At 60.2% G+C, this 25,360-nt stretch carries 22 protein-coding genes and 2 pseudogenes; 14 read left to right on the top strand and 10 right to left on the bottom strand.

Features of this window, described 5'->3' with window-relative positions; all coding sequences use genetic code 11:
- The first annotated feature begins 114 nt into the window (after positions 1 to 114).
- The 8 genes from glyA to BSK43_RS00900 all read left to right on the top strand — a co-directional run bounded on the left by glyA (position 115) and on the right by BSK43_RS00900 (position 8,926).
- A complete protein-coding gene (gene glyA, locus BSK43_RS00935; RefSeq protein ID WP_068390886.1) occupies positions 115 to 1,395 on the top strand; it encodes a serine hydroxymethyltransferase in 1,281 nt (426 codons plus the stop codon).
- A 51-nt stretch (positions 1,396 to 1,446) separates the two neighbouring features.
- Positions 1,447 to 2,766, top strand: a complete 1,320-nt coding sequence (locus tag BSK43_RS00930) for a D-serine ammonia-lyase (protein WP_068390888.1) — start codon at positions 1,447 to 1,449, stop codon at positions 2,764 to 2,766.
- 16 nt (positions 2,767 to 2,782) lie between these two features.
- Positions 2,783 to 3,730, top strand: coding sequence for a bifunctional methylenetetrahydrofolate dehydrogenase/methenyltetrahydrofolate cyclohydrolase FolD (gene folD / locus BSK43_RS00925; RefSeq protein WP_077472588.1), 948 nt, complete (start codon positions 2,783 to 2,785; stop codon positions 3,728 to 3,730).
- On the top strand, positions 3,730 to 4,617 hold the full coding sequence (gene purU, locus BSK43_RS00920; protein WP_068390890.1) for a formyltetrahydrofolate deformylase: 888 nt from the start codon (positions 3,730 to 3,732) through the stop codon (positions 4,615 to 4,617). The genes folD and purU overlap by 1 nt, the downstream gene beginning before the upstream one ends.
- Before the next feature lie 130 nt (positions 4,618 to 4,747).
- On the top strand, positions 4,748 to 5,779 hold the full coding sequence (locus BSK43_RS00915; RefSeq protein WP_068390895.1) for an amino acid ABC transporter substrate-binding protein: 1,032 nt from the start codon (positions 4,748 to 4,750) through the stop codon (positions 5,777 to 5,779).
- A 76-nt stretch (positions 5,780 to 5,855) separates the two neighbouring features.
- The gene (locus BSK43_RS00910; protein ID WP_077472589.1) at positions 5,856 to 7,109 is read left to right on the top strand and encodes an ABC transporter permease subunit; all 1,254 of its coding nucleotides are present in this window, start codon (positions 5,856 to 5,858) and stop codon (positions 7,107 to 7,109) included.
- A 14-nt stretch (positions 7,110 to 7,123) separates the two neighbouring features.
- The gene (locus BSK43_RS00905; protein WP_068390908.1) at positions 7,124 to 8,146 is read left to right on the top strand and encodes an amino acid ABC transporter permease; all 1,023 of its coding nucleotides are present in this window, start codon (positions 7,124 to 7,126) and stop codon (positions 8,144 to 8,146) included.
- A 42-nt stretch (positions 8,147 to 8,188) separates the two neighbouring features.
- Entirely contained in the window at positions 8,189 to 8,926 is a 738-nt protein-coding gene (locus BSK43_RS00900; RefSeq protein WP_068390910.1) for an amino acid ABC transporter ATP-binding protein, read from the top strand.
- Positions 8,927 to 9,398: 472 nt separating this feature from the next.
- Here BSK43_RS00900 and BSK43_RS00895 read toward each other — a convergent pair whose 3' ends face one another.
- The 4 genes from BSK43_RS00895 to traC form a co-directional block, all read right to left on the bottom strand.
- Positions 9,399 to 9,824: a thermonuclease family protein gene (locus BSK43_RS00895; protein WP_343287068.1), complete on the bottom strand. Its 426-nt coding sequence runs from the start codon at positions 9,822 to 9,824 to the stop codon at positions 9,399 to 9,401.
- A gap of 232 nt (positions 9,825 to 10,056) precedes the next feature.
- Positions 10,057 to 11,997 (bottom strand): Ti-type conjugative transfer system protein TraG, encoded by a 1,941-nt coding sequence (gene traG / locus BSK43_RS00890; RefSeq protein ID WP_136686633.1) that lies wholly within the window; start codon positions 11,995 to 11,997, stop codon positions 10,057 to 10,059.
- Positions 11,984 to 12,199 carry a type IV conjugative transfer system coupling protein TraD gene (locus tag BSK43_RS00885; protein ID WP_068390919.1) on the bottom strand — a complete coding sequence of 72 codons (216 nt, stop codon included), beginning with the start codon at positions 12,197 to 12,199 and terminating at the stop codon, positions 11,984 to 11,986. Before BSK43_RS00885 ends, traG begins: the two co-directional genes overlap by 14 nt.
- 4 nt (positions 12,200 to 12,203) lie before the next feature.
- A complete protein-coding gene (traC, locus tag BSK43_RS00880) occupies positions 12,204 to 12,512 on the bottom strand; it encodes a conjugal transfer protein TraC (protein WP_068390922.1) in 309 nt (102 codons plus the stop codon).
- Positions 12,513 to 12,766: 254 nt separating this feature from the next.
- On the opposite strand from traC, the pseudogene traA reads away from it, so the two are divergent.
- From traA to BSK43_RS00855, 5 genes and pseudogenes are all read left to right on the top strand, one after another.
- Positions 12,767 to 16,092, top strand: a pseudogene (traA, locus tag BSK43_RS00875) (Ti-type conjugative transfer relaxase TraA).
- Between the two features lie 65 nt (positions 16,093 to 16,157).
- Positions 16,158 to 16,655, top strand: coding sequence for a conjugative transfer signal peptidase TraF (traF, locus tag BSK43_RS00870; protein ID WP_246662462.1), 498 nt, complete (start codon positions 16,158 to 16,160; stop codon positions 16,653 to 16,655).
- On the top strand, positions 16,645 to 17,808 hold the full coding sequence (locus BSK43_RS00865; RefSeq protein WP_077472592.1) for a conjugal transfer protein TraB: 1,164 nt from the start codon (positions 16,645 to 16,647) through the stop codon (positions 17,806 to 17,808). Before traF ends, BSK43_RS00865 begins: the two co-directional genes overlap by 11 nt.
- Positions 17,809 to 17,819: 11 nt before the next feature.
- Positions 17,820 to 18,431 (top strand): TraH family protein, encoded by a 612-nt coding sequence (locus tag BSK43_RS00860; RefSeq protein ID WP_068390932.1) that lies wholly within the window; start codon positions 17,820 to 17,822, stop codon positions 18,429 to 18,431.
- Positions 18,432 to 18,634: 203 nt separating this feature from the next.
- Entirely contained in the window at positions 18,635 to 20,200 is a 1,566-nt protein-coding gene (locus BSK43_RS00855) for a Fic family protein (protein ID WP_077472593.1), read from the top strand.
- A gap of 95 nt (positions 20,201 to 20,295) precedes the next feature.
- Here the strand turns inward: BSK43_RS00855 and BSK43_RS00850 are convergent, their stop codons facing one another.
- A complete protein-coding gene (locus BSK43_RS00850; protein WP_068390937.1) occupies positions 20,296 to 20,502 on the bottom strand; it encodes a helix-turn-helix transcriptional regulator in 207 nt (68 codons plus the stop codon).
- Positions 20,503 to 20,719: 217 nt separating this feature from the next.
- On the opposite strand from BSK43_RS00850, the gene BSK43_RS00845 reads away from it, so the two are divergent.
- A complete protein-coding gene (locus tag BSK43_RS00845; protein ID WP_068390940.1) occupies positions 20,720 to 21,043 on the top strand; it encodes a transcriptional repressor TraM in 324 nt (107 codons plus the stop codon).
- 3 nt (positions 21,044 to 21,046) lie between these two features.
- Here BSK43_RS00845 and BSK43_RS00840 read toward each other — a convergent pair whose 3' ends face one another.
- The 5 genes and pseudogenes from BSK43_RS00840 to BSK43_RS00820 all read right to left on the bottom strand — a co-directional run bounded on the left by BSK43_RS00840 (position 21,047) and on the right by BSK43_RS00820 (position 25,343).
- Positions 21,047 to 21,751 carry an autoinducer binding domain-containing protein gene (locus BSK43_RS00840; protein WP_068391193.1) on the bottom strand — a complete coding sequence of 235 codons (705 nt, stop codon included), beginning with the start codon at positions 21,749 to 21,751 and terminating at the stop codon, positions 21,047 to 21,049.
- Positions 21,752 to 22,101: 350 nt separating this feature from the next.
- Complete coding sequence (gene trbI / locus BSK43_RS00835; RefSeq protein WP_136686631.1) at positions 22,102 to 23,397, bottom strand: IncP-type conjugal transfer protein TrbI; 1,296 nt, start codon at positions 23,395 to 23,397, stop codon at positions 22,102 to 22,104.
- Positions 23,398 to 23,408: 11 nt separating this feature from the next.
- Positions 23,409 to 23,848: pseudogene (gene trbH / locus BSK43_RS00830) on the bottom strand (conjugal transfer protein TrbH).
- A gap of 3 nt (positions 23,849 to 23,851) precedes the next feature.
- Positions 23,852 to 24,664: a P-type conjugative transfer protein TrbG gene (trbG, locus tag BSK43_RS00825; protein ID WP_068390948.1), complete on the bottom strand. Its 813-nt coding sequence runs from the start codon at positions 24,662 to 24,664 to the stop codon at positions 23,852 to 23,854.
- A gap of 16 nt (positions 24,665 to 24,680) precedes the next feature.
- On the bottom strand, positions 24,681 to 25,343 hold the full coding sequence (locus BSK43_RS00820) for a conjugal transfer protein TrbF (protein ID WP_068390953.1): 663 nt from the start codon (positions 25,341 to 25,343) through the stop codon (positions 24,681 to 24,683).
- Positions 25,344 to 25,360: the final 17 nt, after the last annotated feature.

Raw genomic sequence — 25,360 nt, 5'->3', positions numbered from 1 at the left:
CACCAGTGCAGGCATTCGGCGCTGGAATCAAAGCGCCGTCCGTGTTCCGCCCGCAAAACACAGGCTGCCTGACACCGGCAACCGCCATTCGAAATTTGAAAAGAGGGACGCGAAATGACCACTCAGGCACACGAATACTTCAATACCCGGCTCGCCGAGCGTGACCCGCTGATCTTCAACGCTCTGGAGGGCGAGCGGAAGCGCCAGCAGGGCCAGATCGAGTTGATCGCCTCCGAAAACTCGGTCAGTGCCGCGACCCTGGATGCCCTGGGCTCGGTTATTACCAACAAGACGGTCGAAGGTTATCCGGGCAATCGTTTCCATGGCGGCGCCGACTACGCAGATATCGTCGAACAGGCCGCCATCGACCGCGCCAAGAAACTCTTTGGTGTTTCCTACGCCAACGTGCAGCCCCACTCGGGCACGCAGGCTAACCAGGCTGTCTTCTTTGCCCTGTTGCAGCCCGGTGATCTGGTTCTCAGCCTCGACCTCGCTGCCGGCGGTCACCTCAGCCATGGCGCCAAGCCGAACCAGTCGGGCCGGTGGTTTTCGGTCGTCTCCTACGGTGTTGACCGGGAAACCGGACTGATCGACTACGATATCGTCGAAAAGCTTGCGCTCGAGCACAAACCAAAACTGATCATCTCCGGCGGTTCGTCCTATCCGCGCGAGTATGACTTCGGCCGCATGCGTAAGATCGCCGACGCCGTCGGCGCTGTCTACCTCGTTGACATGGCGCACTTCGCCGGCCTTGTTGCCGCCGGCGTTCACACAAATCCGGTTCCCTACGCCGACATCGTGACGTGCACGACGACGAAGACTTTGCGTGGTGCCCGCGGCGGTCTGGTCCTCACCAACCGGGAGGACTTTGTAAAGAAGTTCCAGTCGGCGGTCTTCCCCGGCGTTCAGGGCAGCGCACATCTTGCGACCATTGCCGGCAAGGCAGTTTGCCTGGGTGAGGCTCTGACCGATGAATTCAAGACCTACGGTGCGAATGTCAAGGCGAATGCCAAGCTACTCGCTGAGATTCTGATGAAACGCGGCGTCGGCATCGTCAGTGGCGGTACTGATACCCATCTCGTGCTCGTCGATGTCTCGTCGAAGGGTCTGCTCGGTCAGCAGGCGCAGGACCTGCTCTATTCCGTTGATATCACGTCGAATAAGAACCCCATCCCGTTCGACAGCGCCAAGCCGTCTGAATGGAAGGGCATCCGCCTCGGCTCGTCTGCCGGTACGACACGCGGCTTCGGCGCAGCCGAATTCGAGAAGATCGCCAACCTTATCGCCGATGTTTTCGATGCCGAGAACCTGACCCCGGAAGATCGTGCCTCGGAGCATAAACGGGTTCGCGCAGAAGTAGCCGATCTCTGCTCGGCGTTCCCTGTCTATCCCTAATTTTTCACCCGGCCGGAGCCTCGGGCTCTGGCCATCGGCTTGGATACGGACATGACGATTCATCTTCCCGACGACCCTGCGCGAAGCGACGTGCTCGCCGCTCATCCGACCCTTTGGGTCAATGCCGCCTATCGACCCGGTGCCATCGGGGACGATGCGCTGCCCATCCGACCGGAAATGGTCGATGAGGCCCAAGCAAACTGGAAACGGCTCGCTCCACTTCTGGAAACCTGCTTTCCCGAGTTGAAGGCCACAGGCGGGGCAATCCGCTCCGATCTCGTGGAACTGAAAGCGCTGCGTGACGCGCTTGGTTATGCCGCGCCCGAATTCGGAAAAGTGTTCGTCAAGGCCGACAGCGCGCTCCCTGTCGCGGGCTCCATCAAGGCGCGGGGTGGTGTCTATGAGGTCTTTCTGTTTGCCGAGCAGCTTGCCAGGAACGAGGGACTCCTGAATTCCGGCGATGATATTCGCTGCCTCGCTGAAGCGGACGCAAAAGCCTTTTTCTCTCGCTATACAATCGCCGTTGGCAGCACGGGCAATCTCGGTCTTAGCGTCGGAATTGCTGCTCGAGCACTTGGCTTCAAGGCAACCGTCCACATGTCGTCGGATGCGAAAGCCTGGAAGGTCGAGCGGCTGAAGAAGCTCGGCGTCGAAGTCGTCCAGCACGAAGCCGACTACACGATCGCCGTTGAAAACGCGCGTCTCGTCGCAGAAAGCGACCCGATGATCTACTTCGTCGATGACGAACAATCCCGGCATTTGTTTCTCGGGTATTCGGTCGCCGCCTATGAACTGGCCGACCAACTCAAGGCGCTCGATATCGCCGTTGATGCGGAACATCCGCTGTTTCTCTATCTGCCCTGTGGTATCGGCGGTGCGCCGGGTGGCGCCACCTACGGCGCCAAAAAGGTATTCGGTGACCACGTCCACTGCTTCTTCGTGGAGCCCGTGCAGTCGCCTTGCGCGCTCGTCCACTTGATGAGCGGCTCGCAGGAGCTGGTCTCTGTCTATGACGTCGGCCTCACCAACAAGACAGAGGCAGACGGCATGGCCGTCGCGCGCATGTCGGCCTTTGTCGCCACCGTCATGCGGAACATGCTCGCCGGCGTCTTCACGGTTGCGGATGAGGATCTTCTCCGTTGGCTGCTGCTTGCGCACGAAACGCAGGATATTCGCCTTGAGCCTTCTGCAACCGCGAGCCTGTCTGGCCCGCAGTTCGTGGTGAAGCATCCGCAGGGCCGCGCATTCTGCGAGCACCAGGGCATTCAGAGCTACCTCTCCCAAGCCACGCACATTGCCTGGACCACGGGAGGCTCCTTCGTGCCGCAGAAGCAGTTCGATGCGTTCCTGAAACAGGCCGCGGCGCTTTAGATCGGGAGTGGGTAAGATGTCGGACACGAAGAATTCAACCCAATCGACGACGGTCCGCGCAACACCGGGTTTCAACGCAGACAGGATCGATGGCAAGGCCTTCGCAGCGAATCTGCTGCAACGCATCAAACAGGATGTCGCGGACCTGCGCGCGACGACTGGCGAAGTTCCGGGGCTTGCGGTGGTGCTTGTCGGAGAAGACCCCGCGAGTGCCGTCTATGTCACCTCAAAGCGTCGCGAAACGATCGCAGCCGGCATGAACTCCTTCGAGCACCGACTTCCCGAGGAGACGACGCAGGAGGAGCTTTTGGCATTGATCCGTCGGCTCAACGTTGATCCGACCGTGCATGGCATTCTCGTTCAACTTCCGCTTCCCGGTCAGCTCAATGCCGATGCGGTGATTGATGCCATTGATCCCGCCAAGGATGTAGATGGCTTTCACGTCGCTAATGCCGGCCGCCTCGCAGTCGGCCAACAGGCGCTCGTGCCTTGCACGCCGTTGGGGTGTGTCATGTTGCTGAAGGATCGCCTCGGTGACCTCTCCGGCTTGCACGCTGTGGTGGTTGGTCGCTCCAACATCGTCGGCAAGCCGATGGCCCAGCTTCTCCTTCAGGAGGACTGCACCGTCACGATCGCGCACCGCCATTCGCGCGATGTCGCGTCGATCACGCGGCTCGCCGACATTCTCGTCGTTGCGGTTGGGCGTCCGGAAATGGTGAAGGGCGATTGGATCAAGCCAGGGGCCACGGTCATCGACGTCGGTATCAACCGTATCAGCCGGGACGGCAAGACCCGTCTCGTCGGCGACGTCGATTTTGCCCAGGCAGGCCATGCGAAGGCCATAACGCCGGTTCCCGGCGGTGTTGGTCCGATGACGATCGGTTGCCTGCTCGAAAACACGCTCGAAGCGTTCCGCCGCGCGCAAGCGCCGACGCTCCTCAAATCCATGAAGAAGGTATCCTGATGTCAAATTTCGCACTCCGTGTCGCGTGCACGCCAACCACCCGAGGGGTAGTCGCAGCGGTCTCGGGCTTCCTCGCTGATGAGGGCTGCAACATCACCGACAGCGCACAATTCGACGATGCCCACACGGGTCGCTTCTTCATGCGCACCAGCTTCCGCTCGGAAGAAGGTCGTACGCTTGAGGACCTCCGTGCCGGCTTTGCGCCGATCGCGGGGAAGTTCGAGATGGAGGCGACGTTCTTCGACGAGGCCTCAAAACGCAAGCTGATGATCATGGTCTCGCGCTTCGGCCACTGTCTGAATGATCTTCTCTACCGCTGGCGGATCGGCGCGTTGCCGGTGGAAATCGTCGGTGTGATCTCGAACCACCTCGATTACCAGAAGCTCGTTGTCAACCACGACATTCCTTTCCACTACATCAAGGTGACAAAGGAGAACAAACGGGCTGCCGAGGCCGAACAGATGCGCATCGTCGAGGATGCCGGTGCGGACCTCATCGTGCTGGCGCGCTACATGCAGGTCCTGTCCGATGAAATGTGCCGGACCTATTCGGGCCGTATCATCAATATCCACCACTCCTTCCTGCCGTCGTTCAAGGGAGCGAACCCCTACAAACAGGCCTTCGAGCGTGGGGTGAAGCTGATTGGCGCCACGTCGCATTATGTCACGGCGGATCTCGACGAGGGGCCGATCATCGAGCAGGACATCGTCCGGATCACCCATGCACAGAGTGCTGAGGACTATGTGAGCCTCGGCCGCGATGTCGAGGCGCAGGTTCTCTCGCGCGCTATCCACGCACATATGCACGGCCGCGTCTTCATCAACGGAAACAAGACTGTCGTTTTCCCGGCGTCCCCGGGCTCCTACGCCAGCGAGCGGATGGGTTGAGGCCCACGACTCCTCGACGAAGGCACGAAGAAGAAGGTGCACATCCGGCCTCATGGTCGGACGAAAGCAACCCAAATCAATAACTTTGACACCGCCCGAGGGCGTCATCATCAACTGAAAGGGAACAGCAATGAACAGCTTGAAATCGATTATCGCCGCACTTGCAGTGGGCGTTGCCGTCGCCGCATCTGCACCCGCATATGCCGAAAACTCCCAGACGCTCGAAGCCGTGAAGAAGGCCGGCGCGTTGAAGTGCGGCGCCAATGGCCAGCTTGCCGGATTCAGCACCGTCGACTCGACCGGCAAGTGGGCCGGTATGGATGTGGATTTCTGCCGCGCCGTCGCGGCGGCAATCTTCGGCGACGCCAGCAAAGCTGAGCTCGTCCCAATGACCTCCCAGCAGCGCTTCCCGGCAATCCAGTCTGGCGAAATCCAGCTTCTCACGCATACGGTGACGGCGACCCTGACCCGCGAAGCGTCGGTCGGCCTGCTGTTCGCAAAGCCGATCTTCTATGACGGCCAGGCCTTCATCGTGAAGAAGTCGCTGGGCGTTGCGAGCGCCAGGGAACTTGACGGTGCGTCCGTCTGCGTCAAACCGGGTACCGTCACCGAACAAAACATCGCGGACTTCGCCCGCGCCAATAAAATCAAACTCGAACCGGTCGTCATCGAGCAACAGCAGCAGGTCGTCGAGGCGTTCCTCAACGATCGTTGCGTTGCCTTCACCGACGATTCGACCGCGCTTGCGTCCGTTCGCTCGGAGCAGGCCAATCCTGATGATTTCGTCATACTGCCCGAAGTTCTTTCCAAGGAGCCGCTGAGCCCGGCCGTCCGTGCTGACGATTCCCGCTGGTACATGATCGTCGCCTGGGTTCGCGAGGGGCTGGTCGCCGCGGAGGAACTGGGCGTTACACAGGCCAACGTCGACGATATGAAGCAGTCGCAGGATCCGGCGATCCAGCGTCTCCTCGGCAAAAGCGGCGATCTCGGCTCGCTTCTCGGTCTTCCCAACGACTGGATGTACAACGCCATCAAGGCCGTCGGCAACTACGGCGAAATCTACGAGCGCAATGTCGGCACGTCCTCGCCCCTGAAGCAGGAGCGCGGCATCAACGAACAGTGGAAGAAGGGCGGCCTGCTCTACGCCAATCCGCTTATCTGATTTGTCGAGGCGAGGGGCCGTGCTGGAGCATTAGCCCCTCGCCATCGACCGAATCGACGGGCGTAAGATCGAAGACATGGATCCGACCGGGTGCGAGAACACCGGCGGCCATGCGTTTCGCACCCAGTGTCAGGTAAGGGCTGATTTCATGGCTATGCACGAAATGCAAAACCCGCCCGTTGTGGCGATTTCCGAGACTGGGAGCCTATGGTGGAACCGTCGGTTCCGCGCGTGGATTCCCCAGGCTCTGCTGATCCTGCTGGTTGGTGCAGTGGTCTGGTTTTTCGCCTACAACGCATCCCTCAATATCAGCCGGCAAAAACTGAGCTTCGGTCTCGACTTCCTTTCGCGCGAGGCAGGGTTTGGCATTGGCGAAACCTTCATCGACTATAGCTCCCAGTCGAGTTTTGCCCGCGCCTTTCTCACAGGCCTGGTCAACACGATCGTCGTTTCAGCCTATGCACTTGTGCTCGCCACGGTGATCGGATTCGCCGTCGGTATTGGGTCGCTCTCAACGAATCAAGCTTTTCGGCGCGTGTGCCTGACCTACGTCGCGCTCTTCCGCAACGTCCCGCTCCTCCTTCAACTTTATCTTTGGTACTCAATTGCAACAGGACTCCTGCCAACGCCGGCGGAAGCATGGGGAGCTTTTGGCGTCCAAATCAGCCGCGTCGGCGTATTCCTACCAATGTTGCACCTCCAGCCGACGGCGCTTTCGACCGTTGCGGGCCTGGTGGCGGCGATAGCGGTCGGCTTTGCGGTCTGGCGCTACGTCTTTGACAGACGGGCGGGTGTTGTTGCGTTCCTGGCAATTCTTGCTGCCGCCATGCTTGCCGGCACGATCGCACTGGTCGGGGCTGGCGGTGCATTCTTCGAGCTACCAGTTTGGCAAAAGTTCCGCTTCAACGGCGGTATCAAGTTCTCGCCAGAGTTCTCGGCCCTCCTCGTCGGACTTTCGATCTACTCCGGCAGCTTCATAGCGGAGATCGTGCGCACGGGTATTCTTGCCGTGAAGAAGGGGCAGAAGGAAGCGGCACAGGCACTAGGCCTCTCACCTGGACAGACGATGCGCTACATCGTCATTCCCCAGGCTTCTCGCGTGATTATCCCGCCGCTGACGAGCCAATACCTGAACCTAGTCAAGAACAGCTCGCTCGGGGTTGCGATCGGTTATCCGGACCTGGTCTCGATCGGCAACACCACGCTCAACATCACCGGCCGCGCTATCGAGTGCGTGACCATCATGATGGCCGTATATCTCTCGCTTAGTCTGGCGATCTCGGCCGCGATGAATGTCTACAACAAAAAGATGGCTTTGCGGACACGATGAGGTCGATGATGGCTATGAAACGACACACTTCCTGGCGGAACCGTCTGACAACTGCGCTGGTGATCGCGGTCCTCGCGGTCGTCCTCTTTCCCTTGTTCCGCTGGGCTATCCTCGATGCGGTCTGGGGTGCGCAGCCGGCCGATGCGTGCAATGGCGTTGGCGCCTGCTGGCCGGTCATTGCGGAAAAAGCCAGCTTGATTATCTTCGGGCGCTATCCCGCTTCAGAACTCTGGCGTCCGGCCCTGGCATCGGCCCTTTTGCTGGGAACCACTGTCGCCACCGCTCTGCCGCGCCTTTGGGGAAAAGGTTTGCTGGCCGCCTGGATCTATTCCCCCGTCTTGTTCTTCGTATTGATGGGCGGCGGGATCGCAGGACTGTCCCCCGTGCCTTGGACGCAATGGGGCGGATTGCCGATCACCATAATGCTCTCCGTCTTCGGGATAGGATTTGCGTTCCCGATCGGCATTCTGCTCGCCTGTGCAAGGCTGTCGTCGAAACCGGTCATCCGCTGGTTCGCAACAACCTACATCGAGGTCGTCCGCGGCGTGCCGCTGATCACGATCCTCTTCATGGCGACGTTCATCCTTCCGCTGCTGCTGCCGGCGAGCTGGAATATCAACGCCATGATCCGCGCCCAGGTCGCCATTATCCTGTTCACGGCGGCATATCTGGCTGAGGTCGTCCGCGCCGGTTTACAGACGGTTCCGAAAGGGCAGTTTGAAGCTTCCGAAGCGCTCGGCATCTCTCGGCTAGATGCCTACACGCGGATCGTGCTTCCGCAGGCGCTGACGACGGTTATTGCTCCGACGATCAATACCTTCATCAGCGTGCTCAAGGATACCTCGCTCGTGGCAATCGTTTCGATCAGCGAACTTCTGATGACCGCAAGGCAGGCCTTGGCCGACCCAGTATGGCGAACGCACTTCATCGAGGTCTACGTGTTCATAGCGGTGATCTACTTCGTCTTCTGCTTCGCCATGGGCAAATGGAGCAAGAGGTTAGAACACGCCTACATCTTCTCGAAGGGCAGGGAATAGCCACTTCAAACCAGGGTTCAGCATTCCTACGAGGAAATTGCAATGCAAAATTCAGCGATTGAATTGAAGAATGTCGACAAGTTTTACGGCGACTTTCACGTCCTAAAAAATGTCAGCTTGACGGTAGGGCTAGGTGAAAAGCTGGTCGTCTGCGGCCCCTCCGGCTCCGGCAAATCGACGATGATCCGGTGCATCAACCATCTGGAATCCCATCAGGCCGGATCCATCAACGTCCTCGGAGTGGAACTGAATGACGATGTTCGAAATATCGCAGAAATCCGCAAATCCGTCGGCATGGTGTTCCAGCAGTTTAACCTGTTCCCCCATCTCACGGTATTGGAAAACTGCACGCTGGCGCAAAAGCTGGTGAGTGGCAAGAAGCAGGACGAAGCGGAGACTGTCGCGATGGAACTCTTGCGGCGTGTCCGGATCGCCGATCAGGCAAAGAAATATCCCGGCCAGCTTTCCGGCGGCCAGCAGCAGCGCGTAGCAATCGCTCGCAGCCTGTCAATGCGCCCGAAAATCATGTTGTTCGATGAACCTACCTCAGCACTCGATCCGGAAATGGTGAAGGAGGTGCTGGATGTCATGGGTGAACTGGCCATTGATGGCATGACCATGGTCTGCGTCACACACGAGATGGGCTTCGCCCGATCCGTCGCCGACCGGGTAATTTTTATGGATCACGGCACGATCGTCGAGCAGAACACGCCGCAGCAGTTCTTTGACAATCCCAAAGAGCCGCGGCTGCGGGATTTCCTTTCGCAGGTGCTTCATTGATTGGGACCGCCGGGGCAAGCGGGTCGACGGTTCATATCCTTCTTCAAGCGCTGCAACTCGTTAACCGCCCCATTCGATCTGCGAAGAGATCGGCTAAATGATTGATAATGTGACATTATCGCGCATTTTGGCGGTGACGAGACCTACCTCCCCTCCCGGTGGTCCGACAAACGATGGCACATCGGCCTTGAAGACCGGGAGCCGCACTTCGAGCCTGATGAAGATTATTGAGGTTCAGACCAGAGGCGGTAAGACGCCTCTGGTCTTCGCCTTTTCATGTGAGCCGTTCCAGCCGGATCGACCGGCCGGAGCGGCTATAAAAGGTGGGCTGCGCCGCCCCTCTCAATCTCACCCCATGAAAGAAGGGCGAGCCCCTCCTTCAAACTTCCTCCCATGGTGAACGGGGACGGTTCCCTCCTCCCTTTCCCCAAACCCCAATCCCTCTCCCGTGGATGTGATACGGGGCTGCCTCTCACTGGCCCTGGCACCATCCGTGTCTCGCACCATCCCATGACCGGGCGAGGCCTTCCTCGATCAAAACATCGCCCAGCGAGTTGCTCGCGCGAGACACGGTTCGAAGTTTACGGCCATACTTGTCTTCGTCACGGAGCCCGGCCGCCAGCGAGAATTTTCCAGCGTTGAGCAACGACAGCAGACGGGATTTTGCCGCCTCACCTTTTCTCCGTTCCGCCTCACAACGGGGCGGGCTAAGCTCAGGCGTATCGATATCGGCAATGCGGATTTTCGTCCCGTTGAACCAGAAGGTGTCGCCATCGACGACGCAGTTCGTCCGATGGCTGTCGCCGCATAGCACGAACGACGCCGATAGCGCATCCTGTGCAGGCGCTGTGACGAAAGCAGCAGCGTTGTCGAGATGACCATTGCGATCAAGATACAGCCAGCCGGCGACGCCGATCACCGCGGCCCAGACAATCGTGGTCGATAAGCCTTTGCCGCGACCGGGACGGTGACGACGTGACGTCGACCGCGGCGCATTGATGCCAGGACGATCGTTCGCGAACTTCCGATTTTTCCTGAACGGTATGACGTTCTTTTGCGCCAAGCTCTTTCCCCTCTCCGCCGGCAGACGCTACAGTCGCTTTGGTTTCATCGGCGTTTACCGCAGGCGTCTAATTCGAAGCTTCCTTCTCCTTCCCGCCAACGGAATGAAACCGGTTTGTGCCGACGCAGGCTTTCATATCATCGCGCCGAAACCAGATGGCGCGGCCGCATCGGAGCGGCGCGTTGCCGGCCGTGAACACGATCTGCTCGTCCGCGCGCATGTGCAGGACTTCGTGCGGCTGGATCAGCGGTCGAGCCGCGAGCTGCTTCGAGCGTGTTCGCGACGATCCCCTTGCCTGGGAACTACGGCTGACCTGGTCGATCTCGACCGTGGTCATGCCGCAGCGTTTCGATATGTAATCGGCGGTCTCGGGATCGTTGATCGCGGCAAACGAAATCCAGCTGGCACTCTCGAACCACTTGCTTGCCGCGTCGCGGCCGCCATAGGTTTCGCGCATCTGGCCGATCGACTGATAGATCATCGTCAGTGTGATTCCATATTTGCGCCCGGCGTCGCGCGCAGTCTCGAGGATCCGCATGTAACCGAGGCGGGCGACCTCATCGAGAAGAAACAGCGCGCGCCCTTCAAGCTTTTCGTCGCGATTGTAGATTGCGTTGAGAAGCGAGCCGATGACGACGCGCGCAAGACCGCAATGGGTCTCCAACGTCTTGAGGTCGATGTTGATGAAGACGTCGGTATTTCCTGCGGCGATGTCGCTGGTCGAGAATTTCCGTCCGGACACCAGCGCGGCATAATTCGGATAGGAAAGCCAATGCGTTTCCTTGACCGCATTGGCATAGACGCCGCTAAATGTTTCCGGCGTCATGTTGACGAAGGCAGCGACATTTTCCTTGACGAAATCCGAGCCCGAATTGTCGTAGATGTCCTGCAGGCGCTTGCGCAAGGTCGGTTCCGGCTCCGACAGGTTCATGCGCACCTGCCGAAGCGTCTGGTCCTTCTCGTGCGTGTGACCGGACAGGCAGACATCGGCGATGAGCGCCGTGAGCAACTGCAGGGCTGACGCGCGAAAGAAGTCGTCACGAACACCGCGCGCGCCGCCGCTGTCGCTCATGATCCACGATGCGACAGAGGCGATATCCTCCTCCTTGGTTCCACCGTAACCACCGACCCAGTCGAGCACGTTGAAGCCGACGTCCTGCTTCCGTGGATCGAGGACGAATACGTCCCTTCCCGCTCCGCCGCGATGCGCGGAGACCATCGGTGCGACCTCGTTCGACGGATCGAGCACGATCAGCGTGCCGCCCCATTTGAGGGCCGTCGGGATGGTCACCGACGTCGTCTTGAAACCACCGGACCCCGCAAAGACGATCCCGTGCGACGAGCCGAATGAGCCATCGAAGCACAGCAACGGCGACTTGCCGCCGGCGCCCCAGGTCTCCGCGCTATCGGCTCGAAACGCTTGAGCCGCGACGCTGTCCTTGTCGACCCGATAGCGCTCGCCGATGACGATGCCGCCGGAATCGGGAAACAGCTTCGCCGCCTCTGTCGGCTTCATCCAGTCGGCTTCGCCGTGGAGCGCTCGCTTGCCCTGAATGCGTTTCGGTTCGGCCCTTGCGAACGCCGCATTGCCGATGAACGCAACGCGGAGCGCGAAGCAGATACATATGGACACTGCGCCCACTCCGATCGATGTTGCTGGATCGAGATAGGCCAAGACCGTCTTGCCGGTTGGCAGCGTCTTCGTGAAAGCGGCAAGGCGTATGGTTTCGCGGGAAGCTGCGATCAGGATCGTCCCGCTGCATCCCGCAACGACGCCCCAGCCTGCCTGCTTGATGCTGATCGCGCCGGCACTCGCGAACAAGAGCACGATACCGATCGCCGCGCTCGCGACATAGGGCAGCGCGATGCCCGCCCGCCCCCATGCCAGCCGTGCGGCGTCGGTCTTGCCGAAGCCGGAGAGCCACTGTTCGATCCCGGTCATTCCGATGACGACCAGGATCATCAACGCCGCTGGCCCGACGACGAGCGCAATTTTATTCACCGTCATTGCCGAAGGCCTCCGCGCCGATTGCGGTGAGCCTGGACCGCTCACCTTCGTCGCCTTTAAGGCGGCGGGCGACATCGATCAGCGCGCCCAGCAACAGCGCGCGCTTCTCGTAGCGCAGCCCGGCCTTGACGATCAGGCCGCCGAGCTCGATCTTTTCCCGCGTTTCCTTCTTGCGGGCGTCGGATGTCATCGTCCTCGCCATACGCTCAAGCCTCGCCAGCGCTGCCCGCGCCCGCGCCAGAGGAGTCTGCCGGCGTCGACGTTGCGCCGCTGCTATCGCCGGCACCCTTTTTCCCTCCGTTCGTAGCGCCCTTCCCTCCCCCTTGGCCTCCGCGAAACCGCTTCACCACTTCCTCGAAAGCGGCCTGCAGCTCTGCCTCGTCGACCTCGATCTCGCCAAGGCCTGCCTTGAGCGCGATGCGGCCGATCCGCTCGGCTTCCCTTGTTTCGGCGAGCTTGAGCTGTTCCTGCAGCTTGGCGATTTCGTCGCGGATTTTCGAGGATGGCTTTTTCATTCCGTCTGTCTCCCTGGGTGAGAAAGCTTGTCTTTCGAACCCAGTTTTTCGGAACAGAGTGCGGAACGCACTACTGTGAATCCTACAATCGCCAAGGGCGATGCTTTGGTGAATGATCCCGGCCGTTCCGAAGGAGCGGCTTCCAAGGGCGCAATTATACGTCGCTGACGCGACGCCCTTGCTTGAGGCCTGGTCAGGCCTCCCGCTCCCGACGAACCCATTGATTTCGTTTGCAACCGGGAAAGAACTCCGCCGTGGCCGTCCCCCATTTCTCCGTCAGCGTCGTCGCCCGCGGCTCCGGCCGCAGCGCTGTCCTGTCGGCGGCCTACCGGCACTGCGCGAAAATGGAATACGAGCGGGAAGCTCGAACGATCGACTACACCCGCAAGCTGGGGCTGTTGCACGAAGAGTTTGTGATTCCGGCAGACTCGCCCGAATGGGTGCGCAGCATGATTGCCGATCGCTCAGTCGCGGGCGCATCCGAAGCCTTCTGGAACAAGGTGGAGGCATTCGAGAAGCGATCCGATGCGCAGCTCGCCAAGGATGTCACCATTGCCCTGCCGCTCGAGCTGACATCCGAGCAGAATATCGCTCTCATGCGCGACTTTGTGGAGAGACACATCACGGCGAAGGGGATGGTCGCCGACTGGGTCTATCACGACGCCCCTGGCAATCCGCATGTCCACCTCATGACGACATTGCGGCCGCTCACCGAAGATGGGTTCGGTTCGAAGAAGGTCGCTGTGCTCGGTCGGGACGGCAAACCGATCCGCAATGATGCAGGCAAGATCGTCTATGATCTATGGGCCGGCAGCACTGAGGACTTCAACGCTTTCCGCGACGGCTGGTTTGCCTGCCAGAACAAACATCTGGCGCTCGCCGGCCTCGATATTCGCATCGATGGCCGCTCCTTCGAAAAGCAGGGCATCGACCTCGAGCCGACCATTCACCTCGGTGTTGGCACCAAAGCCATCGAGCGCAAAGCAGAGCAATCTGACCGCACGCGGGAGACCTCGGCTCCCAAACTCGAGCGTATCGAAATTCAAGAAGCGCGCCGCAGCGAGAATGCGCGGCGCATCCAGCGCCGTCCTGAAATCGTGCTTGAGCTGATCACCCGCGAGAAGAGCGTCTTCGACGAGCGCGATGTAGCGAAGGTCCTGTATCGCTATATCGACGATGCCGCGTTGTTCCAAAGTCTGATGGTCCGGATTCTGCAAAGTCCGGAAGCGCTCAGGCTCGAGCGCGAGCGAATGAATCTTGCGACCGGCGTCCGTGAGCCGGCGAAATACACCACGCGCGAGATGATCCGGCTCGAAGCCGAGATGGCCAACCGCGCGATCTGGCTCTCCGGTCGCGCCTCGCATGGGGTCCGTGAGACGGTGCTGCAGCGACCTTTGCGCGCCATTCCCGTCTGTCGGATGAGCAGCGAACGGCGATTGAACATGTCGCCGGGGCCGCTCGGATCGCCGCCGTCATCGGACGCGCCGGCGCGGGCAAGACGACGATGATGAAGGCTGCGCGCGAGGCATGGGAAGCGGCCGGCTATCGTGTCGTCGGCGCCGCTTTGGCGGGCAAAGCGGCCGAGGGATTGGAGAGGGAAGCAGGCATCCAATCGCGCACGCTATCGTCGTGGGAGCTTCGCTGGAACCAGGGGCGCAATCAGCTCGACCACAAGACTGTTATTGTGCTGGACGAGGCGGGCATGGTGTCGTCACGGCAGATGGCGCTGCTCGTCGAAACCGTGACCAAGGCCGGCGCCAAACTCGTCCTTGTCGGCGATCCGGAACAGCTTCAGCCGATCGAGGCCGGTGCTGCGTTCCGTGCGATCGCCGATCGCATCGGCTATGCCGAACTCGAGACAATTTATCGCCAGCGTCAGCAATGGATGCGCGATGCCTCGCTCGATCTCGCTCGCGGCAATGTCCACAGGGCTGTCGATGCCTACGCGGCGCATGGTCGAATGATTGGTTTGAGACTGAAGGACGAGGCGGTCAAAAACCTTATCGCAGCTTGGGATCACGACTACGACCCTTCGAAGAGTAGCCTGATCCTCGCGCACCTCCGCCGTGATGTGCGAATGCTCAACGATATGGCCCGCACCAAGCTGGTCGAACGCGGCGTCGTCGGCGAAGGATTTACCTTCAAGACGGAGGACGGACACCGTAACTTTGCGCCCGGAGATCAGATTGTTTTCCTCAAGAACGAAGGTTCGCTTGGCGTCAAGAACGGCATGCTCGGTAAGGTCGTCGATGCTGCTCAGAACCGAATCGTCGCAAAGATTGGCGAAGGCGAGCATCGCCGCCAGGTCACGATCGAGCAGCGCTTCTACAACAATCTCGATCATGGCTATGCGACGACGATCCACAAGAGCCAGGGCGCGACAGTCGACCGGGTGAAGGTGCTTGCTTCACTGTCGCTCGACCGGCATCTCACCTACGTCGCGATGACCCGCCATCGTGAAGATCTCGCCGTCTACTACGGCAGTCGCTCCTTCGCGAAGGCGGGCGGCCTCATCCAGATCCTGTCACGCCGAAATGCCAAGGAAACGACCCTCGATTACGAGCAGGCGTCGTTCTATCGCCAGGCGCTGCGCTTCGCGGAAGCCCGGGGCCTTCATCTCGTCAACGTCGCCCGCACGATCGCACATGATCGCCTCCAGTGGGCCGTCCGTCAGAATCAAAAACTCGCCGACCTCGGCGCCCGTCTTGCCGCCATCGGCGCGGTGCTCGGACTGGTTCGCGGCAACAATAAGCAATCCCCCTCACATTCGATAAAGGAGGCCAAGCCCATGGTGTCAGGCATCACCACCTTCCCGAAATCGTTCGAGCAGGCAGTCGAGGACAAGCTCGCCGCCGATCCCGGCCTCAAGAAGCAATGGGAGGACGTCTCGACCCGCTTCCATCTCGTCTACGCGCAGCCGGAAGCCGCCTTCAAGGCAATCAATGTCGACGCCATGCTCAAGGACCCGTCGGTCGCGAAGTCCACCCTCTCAAGAATCGCCGGCGAGCCTGAAAGCTTCGGCGCGCTCAAGGGAAAGGCCGGTCTTCTCGCCCGCCGCGCCGACAGACAGGACCGGGAAAAAGCCATCGCCAATGTGCCGGCGCTCGCTCGCAACCTGGAACGCTATCTTCGTGAGCGGGCCGAGACCGAATTGAAACATGAGACGGAGGAGCGCGCGGTCCGGCTCAAGGTGTCCGTCGACATCCCGGCGCTCTCGCCCGCGGCGAAACAAACACTCGAACGCGTGCGCGATGCCATCGATCGCAACGATCTCCCGGCCGGGCTCGAATATGCGCTGGCCGACAAGATGGTGAAGGCCGAACTTGAGGGTTTCGCCAAGGCTGTGTCCGAGCGCTTCGGCGAACGGACCTTCCTGCCTCTCGCCGCGAAAGACGCCAGCGGCAAGACCTTCGAGACCGTCACGGCGGGTATGACGGCCGGCCAGAAGGCCGAAGTCCAGACCGCCTGGAACTCCATGCGGACCGTCCAGCAGCTTGCTGCTCATGAGCGAACGACCGAAGCGCTCAAGCAGGCCGAGACGCTGCGTCAAACCAAGAGCCAAGGGCTCTCTCTGAAATGACGGCGGGAGCAGGAACGCGCCGGGCGATGACCGCGCAACAGCGACGAGCGGCCGGGATCATTTTGATGGCCGCATTGGCGGCCATCCTTTCGATCGGCACCGCCCTCATCGGTGGCTACCGCATCAATCTGACACCGAGCGAGCCACTCGGCCTATGGCGAATTCTACCACTCTATCGCCCCGTTGCTGTCAACGACCTGGTGTTCATTTGCCCACCGGAAACTGCGGAAATGGGGGTGGCACGAGCGCGTGGCTATCTCCGTTCCGGTTCCTGCCCGGGCGGTGTTGCACCGCTCATCAAGACGGTGATCGCGGTCGCAGGACAGCATGTCGAAATCGGCGCCAGAGTGACTGTGGACAGGCGGGTGGTTTCCTCTTCCAGTCTCGCACCACGAGACGGAAAGGGCCGGCCATTGGCGCCGTCTCCGAGTGGCATCGTACCGCCAGGATATATCTTCCTGCATTCGTCATTCCCAGGCTCCTACGACTCCCGCTACTACGGGCCGGTGCCTGCGTCGGGCGTTCTCGGTCTGGCGCAGGAGGTCCTCAACTATGCGCCGTGAGTACATTCGATCGGCGTTACTGATATCCGCTTCGATGGCGATCGGCGTGGTGGGGTGGAGCGGATACGTGGCTCTACTGCCCGTCGCGTTGGCGTTTCCTGTTCTTTGGTCGATCGCGCGAACGAGAATGATTGCGGCGCTCGTGTCGGCCGGATACTTCCTGGCCGCGTCGCGGGGTCTGCCACAGGGCGTTGCTACCTTCTATTCGTCGGATATCTGGCCGGGCTTTTTGCTTTGGCTATGTGCGTCCCTGAGCTTTGTCGCCGTGCATACCGTCCTGTGGACCGGGACCGCCGGCATTCGTTCGTTCCGCTATCTCCTTGCGGCCGTCATCATGGCCATCCCGCCGTTCGGCATCACGGGATGGGCGCATCCCGTCACGGCCGCGGGGGTACTGTTTCCGGGATGGGGATGGTGGGGACTGGGGCTTATGACAGCTGGCCTTGCGGGCCTCGTAACCCGCATTTGGCCAGCTGTCGCCATCGCCTTGACGGGCTTTTGGCTGTGGTCCGCCGCAATCTGGACCGACCCGAAGCTACCGGAAGCCTGGCACGGCGTCGATCTGGAGTTGGGCGTTTCGCTTGGCCGCGACACCGGTCTTCAACGCCAGCGTGACATGATCGCAACGGTGCGCCGCGCAGCCGGCAATGGCGCCCGCTTCGTCGTGTTGCCGGAAAGTGCGCTCGGCTTCTGGACGCCGACCGTGGAGCGTCTATGGACGGGCGCACTTGCCGATGGCGACGCCACTGTCATCGCCGGCGCTGTCGTAATCGACGCCGACGGCTACGATAATGTCCTCGTTGCGATCGACAGGAATGGCAGCCGCATCCTCTACAGCGAACGCATGCCGGTTCCCGGCTCGATGTGGCAGCCATGGCGATCCTGGTTTGGGGAGAGCGGCGGCGCCCGGGCGGACTTCTTCGCGAATCCGATTGCCTCCATCGTCGCCAGCCAGGCCGCACCACTGATCTGCTACGAGCAACTGATCGTTTGGCCGGTCCTGCAGTCGATGCTGCACGATCCGGACGCCATCCTCGCCATCGGAAACGGGTGGTGGACCGAAGGCACGTCGATCGTCGCCATACAGCGCGCCGCCACCACCGCCTGGGCAAAACTCTTCGCAAAGCCGCTCGTCATTGCCTTCAACACCTGAAAGGAGACACTATGCTGGACGCAGCCCTGATCAAAGAATGCGCCGACCCTTCCCTAAAACCCGCGATCGTCGAGCAGTTCGTGGCATCAGCAGGGTCGACTGATTCCCTCGCCGTCACCGTCAAATCCGGTGGCCGTTTGATCCTCGTGCCAAAAGCTGCCTCGGCTGACGAGGCGATGGCGATCGTGCGGCAATATGCTGGTCAGGCGGTGGTCCGCGTCGGGCTGACCCAGTTTCCCGCCGGCGTTGGCATCAAGGAAGCGAGTGATCTCAAACCGGACCTCGTCGATGCCTGCCAGAACCTCCGCAAAGGCACGGCGATGTTCGCCAAGGTGCTCCGGATCGTCGCGAAATGGTATGGCAACCCCACGAGCAAAGACGTCTTTCCGCAGATATTCGAAGATGCCATCTACGCATGGAAGACCGGCGAGTTCGAAGGCGTAAGCGTGTTTCAGGCGGAGGATCCCGGAACACCGGTTGAAGTGCCGCAGGAAACTAAGGGGACTCCCGTCGAGGAAGAGAGCGCCGAACCGAAACCAGGAGAAGATGCGTCCGAGACGGTGCAGGAGGTCGGGCGCGCGGGGATACGGATCGATCTGTCTCGGATTGGAGGTCAGCCATAGCATTGAATTAGGTTCGCTTCGGGCTGAGGTTCCCAAAGTGAAGCGCATGAAATTAGTGCATTTCGAGCGCACGAAATTAGTGTTAGATCAATGCTTGAAATTAGTGTAGTTCCAATGCGCAAAATTAGTGTTCTTCAAAGGCGCCAAATTAGTGCAACAACAATGCACGGAAGTAGTGGCCCACACGGTAGCCGGAGGCCAACATGGCGAAGCCCCACGAACTGCTTGCGACATCCCTAGCTGAGCTGAGGGGTGTGACGCAGAACGGCACCCGGTCGGTGGTGAAATCCGAGGAACTAAGCCGTGTTCACCGGGAACGGCTCCAGGACAATGGCTTCCTTGAGGAAATCATGAGGGGCTGGCTGGCGGTGAACTCGCGACCATCCGCCAACAACAGGATCGATGCCGCCTGGAGCACGGTCTATTGGGAGTTTGTTGCCAGATATCTGGATGACCGCTTCGCCGATGAATGGCGGCTCTCCGCAGAGGCATCCGTGGCTTTGTGGTCCGAAAACCATTCCATTCCTGCGCAGGTTATAGTCCGAAGTCCGAAGGCCAACAATCAGCTCGTGAACCTGCCGTGCAACACGTCGCTCTATCTGCTGCGCTCAAAGGAAAACGAGCCGGCCGAGACAAGAGAACGATTGAGATTGATGCCGATGGAGGAGGCGATCTGCAACCTCTCGCCGGAGACGTGGAAAACGTCGGCGACCGATGTCATCGCCGTCATCGGCTCGATCCGCGGCACAAACACGTTGCTGAAATACCTGTTGGACGGCGGCCGGAGCCACGTCGGCGGTCGCATCGCGGGAGCCCTGCGCCACCTGGGAAGAGCGCGCGACGCAGATACGATCATGAAGACGCTGGAGTCGGCCGGCTATACCCCGCACGAAGACAACCCGTTCGATCCGACGGTTGACCTGATCACGCTGGATGCTCGACGAGTTCAGGCGCCGGCGGCCACCCGGATCAAGAACCTCTGGGCGAAAATGGGAAAAGACGCCCTCGATCACATCGGATTCGAGCAGGTACGGATCAACGATCGCGCCGGATATATCGCCGACATCGATGAGCGTTATGTGGCTGACGCGCTGAATTCGCTTTCGATCGAGGGATACGAAGTTTCCGAAGAGCTGATTCAGCGGGTGCAGGATGGCAATTGGGAGCCGGACGCGGACGCCCGGGATCACGAAACGAAGAATGCGCTCGCCGCCAAGGGATACCGACTGGCCTTCGAGGAAGTTCGCGAGGATATCGGGAAGATCCTCGATGGCGCGCCCACGGGTGAACTGCTCGAGGCACGGCACCAGGACTGGTTTCGTGCCATGTTCAGCCCCTCGGTGACCGCGGGCATCATCAAGGCGCATCAACTGGCTGGCTATCGGTCGCACAATGTCTATCTGCGGGGATCGTCGCATGTCCCCTTGCCGCCGCACGCAATCGCTGACGCCATGGATGCGCTATTCGAGAGCATTTCTGAGGAATCCGATCCGCGCGTGAAAGCAATCCTCGCGCCGTTTCTCTTCACCTACATCCATCCATTCCCGGACGGGAACGGTAGGACAGCGCGCTTCATCATGAACGCGCTACTGGCCGAAAGCGGAGCACCTTGGACCGTGATACCGGTGACACGACGCGATGAGTACATGAACGCCCTTGAGGAGGCGAGCCAGCACGAGAACATCGTGCCGCTCACGACCTTTGTGTCCGAACTCGTCAAGGCCCCACCGCCATCCACGGGAGCCTGGGTCGGGGGGAAAGGCAATTAGAGCAGGTCCGTTCGGGTCATCATACCTGGCGGCTCCTTGCGAGCGGCCTCAAGGCCGGCCAAAGCACCGGACGAGGAGCCCACGCGCGAGTCTTCTCATCTCGTCACGAGCTCGGCAGGTTCGACACCCAGTGCTTCTGCGATTTGTCCAAGGACGGTGACGGTCGCGGACATTTCGGCACGCTCGATTGCTCCGACATGGCGGACGCTGAGGCCGGTACGGTGGGCCACTTCCTCCTGCGTCAATTTTTTGCCATGACGGATTCGACGCATATTGGTCGCCATGACCTCCTTGAGATCCATGACGCGAGCGGAACCTGAATCGGAACTATTGTTCCAGGAACTATAGTTCCGATTCGTCTCGGCGCATGATATTGCTCGTCCAGGCCGTCACAAGTTACCTTGGGATATAGGGTATATGAACTTCTGAAAGACAGGCCGTGCAGTTATGGCCTATGCGGTACAATGCTCACCAGGATTTGGCTTTCGAGCGGCAAATGAAGAAATTAAGGGGAAGCGGATGAAGGACGTGAACTCATCCGAGACGAACGACGAAACAAAACCGATGGGATCCTGTTTCCGTTCAATGGAAAAATCAGAGCTTGAGGCGCTTGCTATATCTGCAATCCTGGAGCATCGCCGGCTTATCGTCGCCGACGAAGCCGTTTATGAGGAATGGACCCGCGCGGCCGCCGACCCCTCGGTTTCGAGCGCCGTGCTCGAAAGCTTGCAGCATGAATATGCCGCGCGCCAAAAGAAATCCGAAGCCCAGCAGGAGGAGCTTTCGGAAATCATCGACGCGCTCGGCTACATCCCCGACGTTCCGTCGGATAGCGATGAATGACGCTCAAACCAACCCGTGATCTTTGGCGATTGCGACGAGATGCGGAACGGTTGCCGCGTCGAGCTTTTCGCGCGCTTTATCGAGGTAGTGCTGCACTGTACGCGCGTTGATCCCCGTCAACATGGCGGTTTCCGGTGCACTCTTGCCCTTCGCTGCCCACATGAGGCACATCGCTTCCCTTGGCGAGAGGAGCCGTTTCGGAGCGATGATCGTCGTCGAAGCGATAATCTTCAGGCGGTAATGGATCGCAAGGACCGTCCGGACAGCTTTCTGAGCGTCCAGCAGTTTGGCTTTCTCGACTTTCTTCTCCGACGAGGCAAAGGTCAGCATCATCGTCGACCCGAAACTCCCTTCGACCGGAATCGTCAGCCCACTGCGAATGCCATGCTCGATCGCCTGGTCGCGAAACCGTCTGAGCTCCGAGGCGCCACGAGCCGGCCAATCATCGGCCGTCCAGGAGAACATCTCCATGCGACGCTTGGCTTCCGTGATGACGGGGTCGATGCGCGAATACTGGCTGCCAAGATAGATATCCTGCCATTCCTCCGGATAGGAGTTGAATGTGCGGATTTCCAGGCCCTCGGTCTGAAGAAACGCAAAACGTTCGAAGCCATGGGAGTTTGCGAAGCTTTTCAGGGCGCCCTTGATCATGCGTTCATCGTGCGCAGCTTCCGTCATATCGATTAAAGAGCGAAGGTCTCCGTCCACGGACTGTCTCCTCTTGCGCAGCTGCGAGCCTCCCACCCGTCGCGCCTTCCACGCGCCGCGAGTTACATGGTGCCACCGTTCGGCCAGCCGGAGCCATACGGAACATCGGACCGTGGCTGCGAATTCCGTGTCCCCATTCGTTGCCGATGAAAACGCAGCTGCCTTCTATACGAAGCATATCCACGATCGTCGCAGCTGATAGGTCTACTCACCTTTACCGGGTATTCAAGCCCCCACGACTTAAAAGATGATAATTTGAGGAGAGATTTTAGCGCGAGCTGATTTTCGGGAGCTGCTGACGGGACGGCTCCGCACGACGAAAAGACCGGAATCGCAGCGTTCAAAATGCGTTAGCGCCCGCTGTAAGCTGACGGAAAGATGATATCCTGGTCTACCAGAACGTTGAACTTGTAGCCGGGACGGATGCGAACCGTCGGCTGAACGTTCAGGTTCTTCGAGATAGTCTGCTCCGCGACCCGACCGAAAGATTCGGCAAAATTCCGCCGTGCTGCATCGGAAGCCGTGTCCTGCGTCGCAAGCGTCGAACTCTCAGGCATCGACATATCGATCCCGGTCCCAATAATAGCCACCAGCGCTGCAGAACCGAAAGTCCTCCAAAGATGGCGGTCGACCTTGTCCTGGAAGCCGCCATATCCTTCGGCGTCCGTGCCAGCCATGCCGCCGATCTGCAGGGTCGACCCATTCGGGAAAATAAGGTCCGTCCAGACGACGAGAACACGTTCCTGCCCGAAAGACACCTTGGAATCGTAGCGACCGAAGAGCTTTGCGCCTTGTGGGACGAGAAGGCGATAGCCGCTTGCGCTGTCGTAGACATTCTGACTGACCTGGGCGGTGATCCGCCCTGGCAGATCGGAATTGAGGCCGGTGATCAAGGTGGCGGGAATGACCGACCCGCGCTTCAGTTCATAGGGCGACATCTGCGGTACGACCTGGTTTGGCAGGTAGCCGAGGTCCTTGATGTCCTGATTGAAGAAATCCTCCTTCGATGTCTGCCCGTTCTGGTCGACGTTTTGTCCTATCAGGCCGGATTTCATGGCGGCGGCATAAAGGTCCGAGGCACTGTTCACGGCTGCATTTGTCGGCCGGCGGCCGGTGTCATTGGTGGAGGTCGCCTTCTCGACATCTCCGATGTCTACCTTTAGCGGCGAATCCAGCGCCGTAGCGCGAGCCTGGAGGCGAGCCATACGCTGGCGCTGCGCTTCCCGGATATACTGTTCGTCCTGCTCCCGCTTCAGCCGAGCCTTCCACTCCTCCTCGGATTCGAGCGTCGAGCGTCTCTCCTGTCGGTCATTCGGCCGGCGTTCAACGACGGTTTCCTGTTTCTCGACCTTCTGCTCAACGACAGGGGTCGGTTGAAACACTTCCTGCTTCTCCGGCTCGCCGATGATGCCGTCGGGGACACCCCGTTTGAGCTGGTCGCCGAAGTTGGTCGCAGGGGTGTTGGAAGCCCCCTCGATGTCGCCGCGATGGAAGGACAGCCCCCGCAGCGACAGGCCGATCACGACGACGCCAACGAAGAGCGCGACGACGATGATGGCGATGATGATCGGCAGGCGGTTGAGCCGGCGCATGCCATTCTGATCGTCGGCCTGGGCTGGCGCGCCAAGTTGGAGCGACTGGACCATATTCCCCTCCGTCAGTTGCGCTGCATGATCGAAAGCGGACTGGCCGGCGTGGCGCCGGCCGCCGTTGGCGTATAGGCGCGGCCAAGAGCGATGGAAGGCGTCGAAACGCGCGCAAAAACCTGCCCATCGAAGCCCTCGACGGCAAAAGCAAGTTCGACCGGCTTGACGTCTTTGGCGACTTTGCCGTCGGTGACGACGGTATATCCCCACCCCTTCAATGCCGCTTCGAGGGCGGTCGCGAATTCCGACTGCTCCTTTTCCATCTGATCGCCATCGCAGCGCTGGCCGGGCCGATTTGCTCGGCGAGACGACTTGCCAGGTCACCGGCGATCGCGCTTGCCGCGGGTCCGGTGACGGTGACCGGGGTTGAGCTGGTGGTCATTGCGTCGTCGGCCGTTTGGCAACCGGAGAGAAGTGCGGCCGCGATGAAGAGTGCGAGGAGCTTGCGCATGGTTCAGCCTCGCCGCCGGATGGTGATCTTCTGCTGCCGCCAGCCGACCCCCGAAACGAGGATCGCCTTGTCGATCGCATAGTCGACGGTCATCATGTCGTTCTTCATCCGGTAATTGACGATACGGTTCTGACCGCCGGAGACGACGAAGAGCACCGGCGCATCCTGACCTGAGATCGACATCGGGAACTGGATGTAGGTCTTCACTCCATCCGAATAGACCCGCTTCGGCTTCCAGGGAGCGCTGCCGCTCACCGAGTAGGAGAAGTTCAGCTTGTCCGGGGCAGTGCCGGGAATGCCGCCCGTTTCGAGACGGGCGTTGATATCGGCGAGTTTGGTGGACGCGTCCTCGGGGTACTCGAAACCAACGCGCGCCATGTACTGGCTGGGATGGGACTTGAGCTGGATATGATAGGTTCGCCGTGACGTCGTCACGACCATCGAGGTGAGAAGACCTGGCTCCGACGGTTTGACAATCAGATGGATGGCCTGCCCGCCTGTCGCCCCCGAGGTGGCCGGCTCCACTTTCCACCGCACCGTATCGCCGACGAGCACGTCGCGAACGATCTCACCGCCCTGAAGCTCGATGTCGCAGACCTGCAGCGGCGAGCAGACGACGGACGGCTGGGTCTCGCCGAACAGAAAAATCACTTTGCCGTCCGGTCCCGTTGTGACCAGGCCCGGTGTGCCGCGCCATTTCCGGGAGATATTCGTGCCCTTGACCTCGTTGCTCGTCATGCTTTGCGCCTGCGCGCTCACCACAAAGGCGAGTCCGGCCATGCAGCCGGCGGCTGCGATCAATCCTGTCTTTTGCATTGAGAAATCCCTGCCCTTAAAGCTGTGCCGTCCAGTCGAAATCCCGGACATAGAGGCCGATCGGATTGAGGCGGATCGTCGCCTCATCCTGCGGCGCGGTGAGCGTCACCGTTGCGATCCCGCGGAAACGGCGTGTGCCGGTTTCCTTGCCCTTGCGGTCTCGCTCGTATTCCGTCCAGTCGATCTGATAGGTCTGGTTCGAAAGCGCCACGATGTTGTTGACCTCGATGGCAACTGTCGAAGACTTCGCCTTCTCGAATGGAGAATTGCCTCGAAACCAGGCGTTGACCTTCTCCGTCGACGGATCGGACGTGCGAAGAAGAGCGTATGTGCGGTCGATATATTGCTTCTGCACCACGGCATCCGGCGTGATCGAGCGAAAGCTTGTCACGAAGTTGCCGAGTGTGGCGCGAACCACGCGGACATCGGCGTATTCGATCTGCTCCGGGAAGCCTGCCGTGACCGCCGTCCCCAGCTTGTCGACCTCAACGATATAAGGCACGAGCTTGACCTGCGTGCTTAGGTACATCGCGTAGCTGAAGCCGATGACGGCCATCGCCAGGCCGAGAATGCCGACGATCCGCCATGCGGAAGCAGCCTTCACATATGTGCCGTAGCGCTCGTTCCATTCCTGGCGGGCGGCAAGATACGGATTATCAGGGGCGCGGTTCGCTGCCATTTATTCTTCCCTTGTCT

Origin of the sequence: Rhizobium sp. P44RR-XXIV (assembly GCF_001999485.2) — a bacterium.
Taxonomy (GTDB): Bacteria; Pseudomonadota; Alphaproteobacteria; order Rhizobiales; family Rhizobiaceae; genus Rhizobium.
Note: the sequence above shows the minus strand (reverse complement) of the source record. Positions and strands in the feature narration are given on the sequence as shown.